The 13674-nt window shown below is 65.0% G+C and carries 12 protein-coding genes and 1 pseudogene; 5 read left to right on the top strand and 8 right to left on the bottom strand.

Going from position 1 to position 13674, the window contains the following annotated elements; translation table 11 throughout:
* The first annotated feature begins 58 nt into the window (after positions 1 to 58).
* Positions 59 to 1006, top strand: coding sequence for a cold-shock protein (locus tag WBA97_RS22465; protein ID WP_424232862.1), 948 nt, complete (start codon positions 59 to 61; stop codon positions 1004 to 1006).
* 228 nt (positions 1007 to 1234) lie between these two features.
* Here the strand turns inward: WBA97_RS22465 and WBA97_RS22460 are convergent.
* The 8 genes and pseudogenes from WBA97_RS22460 to WBA97_RS22425 all read right to left on the bottom strand — a co-directional run bounded on the left by WBA97_RS22460 (position 1235) and on the right by WBA97_RS22425 (position 8209).
* Positions 1235 to 2078 (bottom strand): annotated as a pseudogene (locus WBA97_RS22460) (IS5 family transposase).
* A gap of 244 nt (positions 2079 to 2322) precedes the next feature.
* Complete coding sequence (locus WBA97_RS22455; RefSeq protein WP_424232861.1) at positions 2323 to 4044, bottom strand: HEXXH motif domain-containing protein; 1722 nt, start codon at positions 4042 to 4044, stop codon at positions 2323 to 2325.
* Positions 4045 to 4105: 61 nt separating this feature from the next.
* Positions 4106 to 4282, bottom strand: coding sequence for a hypothetical protein (locus tag WBA97_RS22450; RefSeq protein WP_424232860.1), 177 nt, complete (start codon positions 4280 to 4282; stop codon positions 4106 to 4108).
* Between the two features lie 459 nt (positions 4283 to 4741).
* Positions 4742 to 5527, bottom strand: coding sequence for a hypothetical protein (locus WBA97_RS22445; RefSeq protein ID WP_424232859.1), 786 nt, complete (start codon positions 5525 to 5527; stop codon positions 4742 to 4744).
* A gap of 51 nt (positions 5528 to 5578) precedes the next feature.
* Positions 5579 to 5839: a hypothetical protein gene (locus tag WBA97_RS22440; RefSeq protein WP_424232858.1), complete on the bottom strand. Its 261-nt coding sequence runs from the start codon at positions 5837 to 5839 to the stop codon at positions 5579 to 5581.
* 278 nt (positions 5840 to 6117) lie between these two features.
* Positions 6118 to 7581: a ThiF family adenylyltransferase gene (locus WBA97_RS22435; protein ID WP_424232857.1), complete on the bottom strand. Its 1464-nt coding sequence runs from the start codon at positions 7579 to 7581 to the stop codon at positions 6118 to 6120.
* 17 nt (positions 7582 to 7598) lie between these two features.
* Positions 7599 to 7961 (bottom strand): hypothetical protein, encoded by a 363-nt coding sequence (locus tag WBA97_RS22430; RefSeq protein ID WP_424232856.1) that lies wholly within the window; start codon positions 7959 to 7961, stop codon positions 7599 to 7601.
* Positions 7958 to 8209 (bottom strand): multiubiquitin domain-containing protein, encoded by a 252-nt coding sequence (locus tag WBA97_RS22425; RefSeq protein WP_424232855.1) that lies wholly within the window; start codon positions 8207 to 8209, stop codon positions 7958 to 7960. The genes WBA97_RS22430 and WBA97_RS22425 overlap by 4 nt, the downstream gene beginning before the upstream one ends.
* A gap of 202 nt (positions 8210 to 8411) precedes the next feature.
* On the opposite strand from WBA97_RS22425, the gene WBA97_RS22420 reads away from it, so the two are divergent.
* The 4 genes from WBA97_RS22420 (at position 8412) to WBA97_RS22405 (ending at position 12947) form a co-directional block, all read left to right on the top strand.
* The gene (locus WBA97_RS22420) at positions 8412 to 8801 is read left to right on the top strand and encodes a hypothetical protein (RefSeq protein ID WP_424232854.1); all 390 of its coding nucleotides are present in this window, start codon (positions 8412 to 8414) and stop codon (positions 8799 to 8801) included.
* Positions 8802 to 8938: 137 nt separating this feature from the next.
* Complete coding sequence (locus WBA97_RS22415; RefSeq protein ID WP_424232853.1) at positions 8939 to 9787, top strand: hypothetical protein; 849 nt, start codon at positions 8939 to 8941, stop codon at positions 9785 to 9787.
* A gap of 6 nt (positions 9788 to 9793) precedes the next feature.
* Positions 9794 to 11188: a hypothetical protein gene (locus tag WBA97_RS22410; RefSeq protein WP_424232852.1), complete on the top strand. Its 1395-nt coding sequence runs from the start codon at positions 9794 to 9796 to the stop codon at positions 11186 to 11188.
* Positions 11181 to 12947, top strand: coding sequence for an AAA family ATPase (locus WBA97_RS22405; protein ID WP_424232851.1), 1767 nt, complete (start codon positions 11181 to 11183; stop codon positions 12945 to 12947). The genes WBA97_RS22410 and WBA97_RS22405 overlap by 8 nt, the downstream gene beginning before the upstream one ends.
* The last annotated feature ends 727 nt before the right edge of the window (positions 12948 to 13674 follow it).

Genomic DNA, 13674 nt, shown 5'->3' with positions numbered 1-13674 from the left:
CGGAAGTCCGTCAGAGAGACTGGGGGCCAGTGCCCGCCCTCTCGACCTGGAGCCTTTGATGCCGCAAGGGACCGTCCGTTGGTTCGACGCCGAACGGGGTTTCGGCTTCCTCGCGCCCGAGGACGGCTCGCCGGACGTGTTCGTGCACGCCTCCGAGATCGTCGAGGACGGCGGCGCGAAAATGCTCCGCGAGGGTCAGGCCGTCGTGTTCGAGGTCGGCGAGAACGACCGAGGGCCCCAGGCGCTGCGCGTTCGCGTCACCGCCGATGCGGCCACCGGCAGCGCCGTGGGCCTGCTCGGCACCGTCAACTGGTACGAGCCGGGCAAGGGGTACGGCTTCGCGTCGCCGGACGGCGGCGGCGCCGACATCTTCCTGCACAGCTCCGCCATCGTGACCGGCGGCGTGGTCACCGAGGGGCAGCGGGTGGCCTTCCTGATCGTCGAAGGCGAGCGCGGCCCGCAGGCCGGGCACGTGATCCCGCTGGGAGCAGGGGCCGGCTCACCCGCTGCGGCTGGTATCGCGGACGGTGCCGACGGCACGGTGGCCTGGTACGACGAGGACAAGGGCTTCGGGTTCATCAACCCCGACTCCGGCGCCGGGGACATCTTCGTTCACGCCCGGGCCCTGGCCGAGGGGCTGACGTGGCTCGCGGAGGGCGACCGCGTCGCCTACGAGATGGCTAGTGGAGACAAGGGCCCGCAGGCCCGCGACGTGCACCTGGTCCGGGGCACCGAGCCCCAGACGGCGCCGCAGCGGTCGGCACCTGCCGCGGCCGCAGGGCCGGCCGCGCGGGACGTGCCCGTACGAGGCGGCGAGGGCGTCGTCGCGCGCTACGACGGCGACCGCGGCTTCGGCTTCATCACCCCGGACGCAGGCGGCGACGATCTCTTCGCCCACGTGTCCGTGATCATGGGGTCGGAGCCGCTGCAGAAGGGTGACCGGGTCCGGTACGCGGTGCGTCAGAGCGACCGGGGCCCGCAGGCCGACCGCATCGAACGCCTCTGAAGAGGCGGCCCCACCGATGGCTGATCACTTCCCGGCGAGAGTGCTCGTTCATCCCCGTCGATGGTGCCGTCAGCAACGCGGCTGCAGCCTCTTCCAGGAGATCGATCTCCCTCGTGGTGACGGGGCCCCGTGCCGACCCGAGGACCTGCTCCGCGCTCAGAAGCTCACCAGTCACCCCACCCAACGACACAGAGATACCGATGTATCCCAAACGAGTGAATGGATGCGTTAGACCTGGTCGCAGAGCTCGATCTTTATGAGCCGGCGGACGTTGATCACGGTGCAGGCCAGCGTGAGTAGCGCCAGTGTGGTGCGTTCGGTCCGGTCGTAACGCAGCCCGAGGCGTTTGAACCGCAGCAGCCAGGAGATGGTGCGTTCGACGACCCAGCGGACCCGGCCGAGGCGGGACTTGCCCTCAATCCCGCGCCGGGCGATACGGACCTTGATACCGCGGCGGGTCAGGTAGCGGCGGCAGCGGCGGTAGTCGTAGTCCTTGTCGGCGTCAGCTTGTCCGGTCGGCATCGTGGCCGGCCCGCCCGGCCGTGGTGGCCGCGCACGGTCGGGTTCGTGTCCAGCAGCGGCTCGAACAGCATGCTGTCGTGGGTGTTTGCCGCCGACAACATGATGTGCAGCGGTAGCCCGTTCGCGTCGCACAGAACGTGGTACTTGGAGCCGACTTTACCCCGGTCAGTGGGGCTGCGGCCGGTCAGCTCGCCCCCCTTTTCGACCGCACCGACACCGCGTCGATGCAGCCTCTGGTCCAGTCGAGCTCGTCGATGTTGGACAGCTCGTAGAGCACGAGCTGGTGCAGCCGGTCCCACACGCCGGCGTCATGCCACTCACGTAACCGCCGCCACGCGGTGTGCCCGGAACCGCATCCGAGCTGCTCGGGTAGGTCTCGCCAGCGGCAGCCGGTGTCGAGCACGAACAAGATCCCCTCTAGCGCGGCACGGTCATCGATCCGGGGCCGCCCACCACCCGGACCGCGCGGCGCTGGTCGGGACGGGATCAGGGGTTCGATCAGCTCCCAGAGCCGGTCTTCGATCCGCCGCTGCTGCGTCGTCTTCGCCATGACTGCCCACGATCGACGACCAGGACCGGCAGGTTACGCAGTGACACACCCTTAAGTTTTGAGACCAGGTCTTAGTGTCCCGAACCGGAAATGCGGTGCGCGAGTCGGTGGATCCAGGTTTCTGCCGGCAAGGCGCCGATCCTCCCTCGTACCGGGTTGTACTTGGGTGGATCGGCAACGCCTTCTCGCCGGCCCGGCACTCGCTGGGCCGCCGAATTATGTGCCAGATTTCCGGTTCGGGACACTAGGAAAGCCATCGCGCGAGCCGAACCGGGTTGGTCGGCACACCGGAACCAGCCCGGATCGCCTGGTGCACGGTCACCACGAGTTCCGGCCGCGCACACAGCACCGCGTCCTCCGTCGCCAGGGCCAACCCCGCCCAGGCGGCCGGGGACGGCCGCGCCATTACCTCCAGCTGGTACGCCCGCACCGCGGCTTCCTTGTCACCGTCGACCAATGCGAGGTCGGCCGCGGTCATCCCGGCCAGCTCGGCCATGCCGAGATCCGGCTCCTCCCGGTAGACGTCGTACTTGGCCGTGTCCGCGAGCCAGATCCTGGTCAGCTCCAGACGTGCGTGTGTGCCTGCCCCGGGGTCCGGCACCAGCTCTGGCGTGGTGTCGACGACGGGTTTGCGCCGGTTTCGTGCCCATGCGTGCGCCAGCTCGGACACCGCGTCGGCCGGGGGCCGCAGATGCCGTGTCCGCCAGCACAGGCGGTGGTCGAGGGCCGCCCGATCCGCCGCGGCACGCACGTCGTCCGGCAGGGGTTCGGTGGCCCACGTCTCGAGGTGATCCCGTGCGGTGTTCAGGAAACGACGTCCGAGCACCGACGGGGTCGCCTCGGCGAGCAGCGTGCGCGCGGCCTGGAGCGTCTGGCCCCGGCGGTAGGCGAACTCGAACTGTGTTGCCCTGGCACGCGGTCCGGTTTCCACGCGAAGACGTTCGCGGTAGAAGGCCGTGACGCCGAGGAACGACACCAGTCCGTGCAACAGGCCGGTCGCCGGGCGCGGGTCGTCCCGCCACGGCGCGTAGAGGGTGGGGATCTCGTTGGCGTCGCCGGGAACCAACACGTCGATGAGCGTGAGCAGCGCACCGAACTTGCTGTGCTGGAACTCGTGCACGAGCGTTTCCGCCAGCGCGGTCGGGTCCGAGGGCCGCGACAGCACCACCGCCCCGAACACGTCGTTGTGCGACGCGCTGAACGTTGTGCGGGCACGGGCCCTCGGCACGAGTGCCGTCAGCCCGGCCGTGAGTTCCGCCGCGGTGCCGGGATGGTCCTGGGTGAGCAGGTCCCACGTCCGGCGCACGATGTCGTGCCACCGGGCCACTTCGTCGGGTGGCAGCCGCCGAGGCGGCACCGGTCCGAGGAACTCGCGGTAGGGGTCGAGGTCGTCCAGCCACAGGCCCCCGCCGCCGACCGTCAGCCGCCGCAGCGCGAGCCAGCCCTCGCCGTCCTCGGTCCGGTCGTCGGGCAGTTGCATGCTGCCCGCCGGCCCGCGGATGAGCACGGTGCCGCGCTCGGCGTGCACGTGCGCGAAGTCCCATTCCTGGCGGCTCCACACGTCGGCGAGACCGAGGGTGGGCAGCATGATGGTGCCCCGCCACACCGGCACCCGGAGCCGGAAGTCGTGCCCGGCCCGGATCGCCGCCGCGGCCGCCATCTGGTGCAGGTACCCGAGAAACGCCCACAGCGGTGGCCCTGGTTCGGCGCCACGCAGCCCACGCAACGCCGCCGTGGCCCACAACGCGGTCCCCGGATGCGTGACGACCTCGTCGACCTCGACGTTGTTCCGTTGCTGGGCGTCGGCAAGCAGCGACCACGCCTCGTCCAGTGGCGGCAACGGCGCCATCGCGGGCGTGACCGTACCGGCGAGGTCGAGGACCGCACGCAGTAGGACCAGCTGTTTGCTTCGGTTGACCCGCCGCAGGTTCTCGACGATGTGCGGGTCGCTACTGCCCCGGGCCAAGGCTTCGAGACTGCGCAAGGACACCTTGTGGGTGTCCAACACCGGGTCCTGGACCGGCCGTTCAGAACTCGTCGGGCACCTGGTTCTGCAGAACGCCGGTGCGGCTGCATTCCATCCGCCCGACAAGAACATCGATCGACTGCAGTAACACCGGGTCGGTGCTACTACGGACCTCGGCAAGTGACAACTCGGTCAGATCGACCATGTCGGTCGTCAGCTCGCCCCTCACAGTGCTCATCGCGGGCCCTCCCTCGCGCTACGCCTCGCAACCAGGCGCCTACCCATCATGCACGAAGGAGCCCATCGGTTACCAATATCTGCGCCGTTGCGTGCACGTGCAGGTCCACAACCCCGTGCTTCCAGCGGCGCGACGAATTCGGCGGCGGCGCAGTTTTTGCAGAATCTTCAGCGCGTGCGCGTCAATCCGTCGCTCGGCTTGTTCACCGAGAATCGGTTTGATGTACCGGTCAGAGGCGGTGGGGCCGAAGGGAGTCGAACCCTCACTGGCTGGAACCTAAATCGACTACATACCGTGGCACGGTCGGCGACCTGGGAAGATGTCGAGTGCTGTGGGCAGTTCTGTAGGTCAACAGGCACGAGTGGACGCATGTTCGCACCCAATCTCGCACCCATCGCTACGCCCAACCGCGCTTCGACGCGTGGAGTAAGGGAGACAAGGCGTCCGGGGAATCAATGATCAGCCTCCTTCAACGTCCAGTTCGAGGATCGAACTGGCTATAGCTGACGGGAAGAGGGTTGACCAGATGATCTCGCCAGGCGACGGCTCCATCTCCGCAAGCTGAGAAGGCTCGGGTTGCCAGTCCTCGGGGGCAATGCCGGGAACACAGTCAAGGAGCAGTGCGAAGATCTTCGGATCGGGGATACCTTCAGCAATGATCGCTAAGTATGCTTCATGACCATTGTCAGCCCGGACAAGCGCTTTAACGCGATGGCGTCGAAACTCAGCCACCGCGAGGTGGCCGCTCTTGAGAGACTTGGCGATGAGGCGGATCACAATCCGCTTCATCTCACGTCGCCAGGCAACGGCCTGCTCGGCAGTTAGACGATTCCAGTCCCAGTCCACAGGAAGGAGATGAGCGGTGGAGACGGTCTTCTTGCCGATGGTGCACTCACGCTGGACCGAATCATAGAAGTCTCGCTGCGGACTGTCCGCCTGACGATGACCAGCTGCGCCTATCCACCAGGCACCTACACCCGATGGAAGGTCGGCGGGCTGGTCACCGTCATGCAGTTGGGTAACGACAGCTCGTTGATCGCCAGTCTTGACTTTGAACCACACTCGGTCACTCAACGACAAGATCCGCTGGGCGCCGCCCGCATCCCGCTGCGCGGGAACCGCCTGAGCGGCAGCAACGACTGAGTTGTCAAGTTCGTCGAGGGGCTGACCGAGGTCTGGCGCCGACAAGCCAAGGTCGGTAAGGCATCGCCTGGTTGGGCGTACACCTTTCGAGACTTCCGTCATGCTCGAATGCTAGAGGCCCTTGCAACGACAGTATCGACCGCCACACACGAACTACTTCGGCAGACCACCGAGGTCATCAAGTTCATCGACGCTGAGGCCGGTCATCAGGGAAACAGCAGCCGCATCGGAGCCATTGAGCTGGCCAAGCGCAGCCTTGACCCCGGCGTTGATCTCGTCGCGGTGAGCATCAATGTACTCGCGCACGGCAGCATCGACGATGTCTTTCTTCGAACGCGACATGAAATGAGCTGCGTGGGATACGAGTTCATCGGTCGCGACGTCTACCTTGATCGGTGCGGTGGCAGCAGCCATGACCGATCCCTCCTCTGGTCGACTCGGACGCTCCTGGCGAGTACCAGAGTACCAGAGTGCCTTCAGGAGAGATAGTTACCTGTGTCTCAGTGTAGATGGGTACCCATGCACACAGGTCACGTCAGCGAACATGCAGGTCAGGGCCATGACATGCGATGACACGCGATGTCAAGCGCAGAGTTCCATCGTCGGTTGGCCCATCCAGCGACCACAGTCAACGCTCCTAGATCGACACCGTAAGCACGAGGGGCAGTTGAAGCCTCCTGCTGGTGGATCCGTCAACACAACTTGATGACGCGCGCGGCGGCTTCAAGCATGTCCTGCCCGAATCGCCTGACGCGTACGGACGCCCTGCGAGCACGGTGTGCGCGATTCTGGCGAGTGATTTCAGCGGCCGGGTGTTCCTTGACGAGAGATGGGCGGCGGTCACCGCATCCGGTCGCGTCTTCGTAGGTGCACCCCGCGGAGGTCTCGACCGGCAAGTGCTCGAGCGTGTGACTCGACAACGAGAAGCGCAGTGGTTCCGGCACGCCGAGACCCCCTGGGGCGACGGTAAGGCTCACGAATTGTCCCAACATGGCTGCAGTCACGGCAGGCGCCAACAGGGAAACATTCTCGCGCGATGGGGGCCGCAGTCCTGCGGTTCGGATGTACGTCTCGTCGTCGAGAAGTCCGGCGCGGTCGCGGGCAACCTGAGCACCACTGATCTGGCCGCTGCACTGCATGCAGGGACGCCCCGGTGTGACGACATGTGCACGCCAAGTTGCGTTTCGCATACCTCCGTCGACGAACGGTTCGACCGCTAGCCCTCCGTCAACGACTGGGATGAGATCGCTGTAGGCCAGCTGGTTGAGTACAGCACGGGGCCATGGACGATCCACGCAGCTGAAGATTACGTCGTAGTCGAGGGCCATCGTCTCGCCTGCCGGCTCGCAGACGCTCAGGTCGTGTCCGGCAAGCACGGGCTCGAGGGCGGTCGAGGCGGCTCGCATGGCCCGTAGCGCGACGGCGACCTTGCTTCGATGTAACGCTGCGTCGAGCCTGGTAGCGGAGAGAAGACGGTCGAGGTTGATCAGTTCGACCGTGTCAAAGTCCATGACGGCGACGTGCTGAACGCCAGCCTGGACCAGCCGGATGGCCACGTCGACGCCCACGGTGCCGACGCCGACAACCAAGACACGCAACCGAACAAGATTGGCTTGCATAGCCTCACCCCACGCGGAGACAGTGCGGACCTGTGCAGTCGTCGAGACAGGACCGGGCCTGTGGCGATGGTTCCAGCTCACTTGCAACTTGGTCCCTACGATCCGAACACTTTCCGCGTCGTGTGGCCCACGATCGACATGCCACTTCCTGGCCGACCATGTCTTGTCGCCCGCAAGAGTCATGCCCACGAGTGGGTAGCCGGTGATGGTCTCAGCCAAGCGGGCGTAGGAATGCTCGGTCGTGTGATCGACCAAGCTCATCCCCTGCCACCCCGCACCGTCCGGATGCGAGTGCATCAACGCGATGCCGAGCCCTTGCGACGCGGCCATGCTGGCGGCCCGCACCACATAACTACCCGAAAACGACACGTTGCCGTGGACCTGGCGTTCACCCCTTGAGGGCAAGACGAGGTCGTTGAGCACCGCTGTCGTCCTCATAGCACCGGTCGATGGCGCGTACGTCGCGAAGCAGACGTCCTCTTGCCCGTCCTCGCGGAGCAGGTGCGTGCGAGCGCGGCGGTCGAGGTTGCTGGTCATGGCCACGGAAACTCTGTTCACATGGCACCTCCCAGGACGCCTCGCACGTGTGCGAGCCAGGCCGCAGCCGGCACTTGCGCCACACCCCAGGTCCCGATATCCCGTGAATGCGCGCGCCAGCCCGGCAGGGACGAGTTCCTGCTGTTTGTGGCCCCGAAGGTCACATCCGCAGGAAAATGAAGCCAGTGCGGCGGCGCCGCAGGCCAGGGAGCGACCTCCTCCACACCAACGCCAGTCCGCACGGCACGACCCGCCAGGGCTCCGGATATTGGGGTGACGGTGTAGATAACCACGTCGGATTGCACATGGGGGTCGGCGCCGAGCAAGTGGAGCGCCGCCACGAAACCGTCCAACCCGGTGTTGACGACCTGCGCGGTCACGCCACGGTGCCTTGCTGATTCACGCTGACGAACACATCCCCATCCTTGACGTTTACCTTCTGCTCGTCGCGGAACGTCTCCACGTGCCCGTGCTTGCCCACGCGGGTGAGGTCGTAGCCACCGGCCGGAAGCCCGGCGAGCGCTAGGAGCTCCGTCGCTGTGTAGTGCCGGTCCTCGACTACATGGGCGCGTCCATCGATGATGATCTCGATCTTCTTGTGCTTGTCGGTTCCCATAGCACCGGTCATGGTCGTGCTCCCGTCTGTGGTGTCCTTGCTCCACTCAGACGTCGCATCGGCTGCTACTGTCCGCTAGATGTCCTGGTCAGGAGCCCGCGCGAGTCGCGCGAGCCCATTCGGTCGGAAGCCGGACAGCGCAGTACGGTGCGACGTCTGGGGCATCGGGAAGGGCCCCTATCGGAAGATTGACCGGACGAAGGACGCACGAGCGATGGCGCAGTCTCGCCGGCGAACCCACGCCTGGCTCGCCCCGCACACGGGCGTGTCCGGTGAGCCTTACCTGCCGCAACTGCGGCAGCTCTATCGCGTCAACACGATCGTCTACTCATACGGCAACGACCCCGCCGCCGCACGCCCGGCTGTCGTGCTGTACGTGGCACCGGACTCGGCGTCACGCAGCGTGATCCAGCTCGTGACACGCACATCCAAGCAGGTACCCGGGGTCCCGCATCCAGCTGACAAAACGCTCGGATGCGACCGGGACGGCGTCTTCTCGGACCTCGTGTCGGTCGAACAACAACTGTGGACACCGCAGAACGTCGAGCCCCTGGGGATACTGCCCGACCCGTTCTGGACCCAAGTACTGGAGCGGTTCTCATGACTCCACGCGAAGAGCTTCTCGCCACTCGCAGACTCGGACCAGCGGGCGCCGAACTCCTGTACAGAACGGTTTTCCTGGTCGCGATCGGACACCGGTTCCCGCCTCCCCCGGGATCACCCGGCTGGAACGAGACCGCGGTGGCGGAGACCACGCATGACTTCGTCAAAGACGAGCGCGGCACCAAGCGTCTGCTCGACATCATGATCCGCTCCGTCGATGACCGGTCGTTCGAACGGCTTCTCGAGGCAGCGGTCCTGAACTTCCTCCGGGACGTCGCCCGCAGCACGGACATGGGCAAACTCGTCGTGCGCGTCAAAGAGGTCCTGCGCGACGAAAACCACTTCGAGTCTGTGCCCGGCCGCCCGGAACGATGGGCAATCGCCGGCACCACGACCGCTCCCAGCGTCGCACGTCCCGATGTCCTCACATCTGCGATCACCGGAGTGGAGGTCGTGGTGCCCAAGTGGACAAGCGAGCGGCGAGACGCACCCCTCGCCGACCGGCCGTCCTTCGTCCGGCTGATGCGCGGTGTGCTGGAAGCCGCGGAAGGCAGCCTCACCGCCGACGACATCGCCCGAGCGCTGACAACACGGTTGGATCACCGCAGGACTGCCCTGGCGACCCCCCTCGACGTCCGAGAGGAAATCGCCGAGCCCGGCCCTGCCGCCGGCAACCCCGCAAACCACACAGTCGCTGAACTCCACGCCACCGACATCTTCGACTCACTCAGCGACCGCGAACGGATCATCGTCCCCACCCTGGACCAATCCGTGCGTGACCTGGCCAAACTGCTCGACACCGGCAAGACGCAAGCCGCTCTCATCCGTCAGCGGCTCATCGACAGGCTCCGCGCTGACCTGGCAGATGACGATGATCCGGATCACACGGCGAGCCTTCTGTGCGAACTGTGCGAAAACTGGTTCCAAAGCCGGACACGAACGGGCGATGCGACGTCTGATGACTCATGCGCACAACGAACGGGGTGACTGCTGATGACCGCAAATGTCCATCCCACGTCCAACGATCTGCTGGTGGCAGCACAGGAGCCCGACCGGGCACCGTCAACGTTCGAGCATCTCGACGAGTGCTTGGCCTGCCGTGTCCGGTTCTCGAGAATCCGTGAAGCTGCCGGGCTACCCCCGGCCGACAACGACAATCTCCAGCGCGTCGTGCAAGCGTCGATGCTACTGCCCGACGTCTTGGCCGGCATCCTCACAAGCATCAGCGACGAGGCTCCGCAACCGAACGAGATCTGGCGTGTCGGCGGCCAGGAGGCGCTTCTGGTGTGGGTCCGCAGAGTCTTCGAAGACGGCGTCGCGGATGTCGTGCCCCTCGTGCTCGACGTCGAGCTGGCTGACCAGGAGAGCGTTATTGTCGCCGCAGAGTCGACTCCGCTCGCTACCGAGACGGTGGCCATGGTTGCGCTTCGAACCCATATCCACCTCGACACGTTCCTCAACCGCGTCAGCAACCTGGACATCAGTGCGGCGGTCGGGGAGGTGATGGCAGCAATGCGGGAAGGACGTCGCCCGAGCGGCGTCACAGTGGGGCCGCCCATCGATGATGACGACGACCAGCGACTCGAGTACCGGCAAGCACTGCGGGATCTCCTCGGTGAGCTGTCACCCAGCACATGGCTCGATGCGCACGAAACATCAGACGACGACACCGTCGCCGACGCAGAAGCACCCGCGACAGGCCAGCGGCCAGAAGGGTTCGACACCGTCGAAAGCGACCTCGGCGAACGACTGCCCGGGTTGAGATTTCAGGACGCCGAGCGGCGGCGTGTCACCGTCGACGGAACCGTTCACCTGACCTGCGTCAGCAAGGTCGTGTGTCTGGACACGACAGTCCTTGTCGCAGTGCTGGACGGTCCGGATGTCACCGACTTCCCCGAGATCAACACGGTCGCCGCCGCATGCGAAGCCCTCACGAAGGAAGAGCCGGTCGCCGACGCCGTGGCGGTCGCCATACCCAGCGATGACTGGCCCGCGTTGCTCTTCACGACCTCTCACCTGCGCCACGCGGTTGAAATACCCGGCGGCAAACACCGAGGACCGACAGTGACTCTCGAGGGCCATGGGCTCGTCGACACGATCTGCAAGCATCTCGAAGGCGCCGTCACAGCATGGGAGATCACCGAACCGGTGAGCGATCTGCTCGGGACGATCGGCCTTCATCAAATCGCCAGAGCGCATGCACTCACGTCGATACAAGCAGTCTCTGCCGCCGGCCGACGGGCACAACAGGCTGCGAAGCGGGCCGGCTGGCAAAGTCTGTCGGCCGAGTACAGCGAGCAGGTAGCCAGATTCGTCGTCGAAGTCGTCAACGGCTCGACCGTGACCGACGCTTTGGCCGAACTTGGCGTGGAGACATTCGATGATTAGGCGACTGACTCTGAAGAACTGGCGCAGCTACGAAGACGTTACGGTGCGCTTCAGCCCCGGGACGACCTTCGTGGTCGCGTCCAACGGTGTCGGAAAGACCTCGCTTGTTGAAGCTGCACGCTGGGCGCTGTTCGCTCGGATCACGGACGAGCACGCGGCGATCCGAGCAGGCACCACCATCGCAGCGGCGAGCGTCGAACTGGAATTGCCAGACAGGCGGATTCTCGAGATCGAAAGGACCCTTACCGTCAAGCCCCGGCGCATTCCCCCGGTGGTTCGCCTCGACGGGGAGTCACAGACAGAAGAAGAACTCCGCCAGCACCTGATCGACGCGTATCGCACCGAACCAACCTTCTTGGCTGGCCTGACGATGCCCTCATCCGACCGAGAGAAAGACAAGCCCTCCGCGCTGGGTTTGGAAGAACATCTTGGCCGTTACTACGGGATCGACGGACTCAAGACAGCGGTTGACCAACTCAAGGCCATGCAGAAAGCCAACGAGGCCCGCATCAAGCGCATCAAAAACGCGAACGCCGCGACTGCCAAGCGTCTCGAACAGCTCTGCGCTGTTGTGGACGAAACGGCACGCCGCGTCGCAGCTGCGAACGAGGCGTACAAGACGCTGCAGTCGCGAGTCGACAGCGCACGTGAACGCGAACGCTTCGAACTTGAGACACGAACATGGCAGGACCGCGTCGCAGAAAGAAACGAAGCAGTCCGTCGTCTTGCGGCGCAGATATCTGTCGATCCCGGAGTAACCATCTCGGCAGAGAACATCGACGACGTGCTCGACCACCACTTGGAGGAGGTCGAAGCTCGGCTCGGGACAACCCGCACCGACATAGCGGTCAAAAAAAGCAAAGCAGCACTCCTCACCGCCAACGAAGAGCGACTGGCCGAAGCACACAACGACTGCCCCGTCTGCCGTCGCCCACTCGACGACAACACGATCGCCTCCGCCCACGAAACCAACGCGCGAGAGATCGCCGCTATCCGTGAGTCTATCCAGGACCTCGAAAGCACTGAGAACGAACTTCTCGCCCAGCGGCGACAGCTGAAAGCAGCTCAATCCGAATGGCGCCGCGTCCCGAAGCCTGGCGAACCAGCGCAGGCACCTGCTACTGACATCAACGAACCAATGAGCACCGCCCAGCTCAGCCCGCTTGCCGAGGATGCCATCGAGTCCCGGGTGGCTGCTCGCACCGACCACTTGCAGGCGACACAAGCACTCGACCAGGCCCAGAGCGCCGATGAAGCAATGCGCGAACTTGAGTCACTGTTCAAGCGGGAAGCAAGCCTCACCGTCGCGATCAGAGCAACCGAAGCAACCCTAACTCAACTGCTGAACGACACAATCCGCCCACTTGCCTCGGAAGTCGACCAGCGGTGGACAGCGCTGTTCCCCGACCGCGGCCACCTCAGTACAGAGGCAAGCGGTGACATCACCAGAAACATCAACGGCCACCCCCTGCCCTACGACTCCTTCAGTACGGGCGAAAGCATGGGCGCGACGATCCTGCTGCGACTCCTTGTTGCACAGATGGCCACCACGGCCGACTTCTGCTGGTTCGACGAACCACTCGAGCACCTCGACCCGGACGTCCGCCGGAGGCTCGCCAACCTCCTCTCTCGCGCTACCAGCGGAGAGGGCCAGTTGCGGCAGATCGTGGTTACTACTTACGAAGAACCACTCGCACGCCAACTTCAAGCACGAGACAGCGACCATGTAACGCTCATCGATGTTCGTCCGGCGTCGTAGCCCCACCCGTCCACGCCTTCCCGCAGGTTCAGGATGGCGAGCCCTGCAGGCGATGGGGTCGGCGCCGTCGCCACTCCACGAACTGGCCGGCTCGGTAGGAGGTCCGGACCCCGGGACTCGGCTATCCGACTCGGACACGCTGACAGCCTTCGGAGCGCTCGCAAGCCGCAACTCTGAGTGGAATCGCACCCGTAGTCACACCCTGGAACGGCGACAAGTGATCGACTCTGCGAGTGTTCTAGCTGGTCAGCCGTAGTGGGGCCGGAGGAATTCGAACCTCACCGGCTGGAACCTAAATCGGCTCCTACATGTAGCTCTAGCGGTAACCTGGGCAAACCGACCCTCAAGAGGGCCGAACCGAGGCGCCAGAGGCAGCGGCTGCCACACGTTCGCACCCAAACTCGCACCCATCGAGTTGATGCGGCTCAGGAGGATCACCTTGGGGGATGTCGATGCGGATCCTGCGAGCGCGGCGAACCAGCCTCGTAGCGGGCGCACGGGAAAAAGGTATCTGCAGACGGGAATCGTCGAGTGGAGTGGACGTCGACCCGATCGAATACACGTTGGGCCATGGAAGTCGAACTCCGAACATCCCCTACCGTAGCTGTTCAGCTGGTTGGTGGCCGTTGTGAGCCTGGGGGCGGCGTTTGAGATGATCTTGGCGTGTCTGGTGCGGAGGAGTTGTCACGTGAGGAGTTGCTCGCGCTGGTTTCCGCTCAGGCCAGGA

It is taken from the genome of Actinophytocola sp., assembly GCF_049647105.1.
Taxonomy (GTDB): domain Bacteria; phylum Actinomycetota; class Actinomycetes; order Mycobacteriales; family Pseudonocardiaceae; genus Actinophytocola.
The sequence above is the reverse complement of the archived record's forward strand: the minus strand, read 5'-3'. Positions and strand labels throughout refer to the sequence as shown.

Excerpts from the sequence above, each read along its gene's own strand:
- WBA97_RS22465 (WP_424232862.1), top strand. The coding sequence starts at position 59 with ATGCCGCAAGGGACCGTCCGTTGGTTCGACGCCGAACGGGGTTTCGGC.
- WBA97_RS22450 (WP_424232860.1), bottom strand. The coding sequence starts at position 4,282 with ATGAGCACTGTGAGGGGCGAGCTGACGACCGACATGGTCGATCTGACC.
- WBA97_RS22445 (WP_424232859.1), bottom strand. The coding sequence starts at position 5,527 with ATGACGGAAGTCTCGAAAGGTGTACGCCCAACCAGGCGATGCCTTACC.
- WBA97_RS22440 (WP_424232858.1), bottom strand. The coding sequence starts at position 5,839 with ATGGCTGCTGCCACCGCACCGATCAAGGTAGACGTCGCGACCGATGAA.
- WBA97_RS22435 (WP_424232857.1), bottom strand. The coding sequence starts at position 7,581 with ATGACCAGCAACCTCGACCGCCGCGCTCGCACGCACCTGCTCCGCGAG.
- WBA97_RS22425 (WP_424232855.1), bottom strand. The coding sequence starts at position 8,209 with ATGACCGGTGCTATGGGAACCGACAAGCACAAGAAGATCGAGATCATC.
- WBA97_RS22420 (WP_424232854.1), top strand. The coding sequence starts at position 8,412 with ATGGCGCAGTCTCGCCGGCGAACCCACGCCTGGCTCGCCCCGCACACG.
- WBA97_RS22410 (WP_424232852.1), top strand. The coding sequence starts at position 9,794 with ATGACCGCAAATGTCCATCCCACGTCCAACGATCTGCTGGTGGCAGCA.
- WBA97_RS22405 (WP_424232851.1), top strand. The coding sequence starts at position 11,181 with ATGATTAGGCGACTGACTCTGAAGAACTGGCGCAGCTACGAAGACGTT.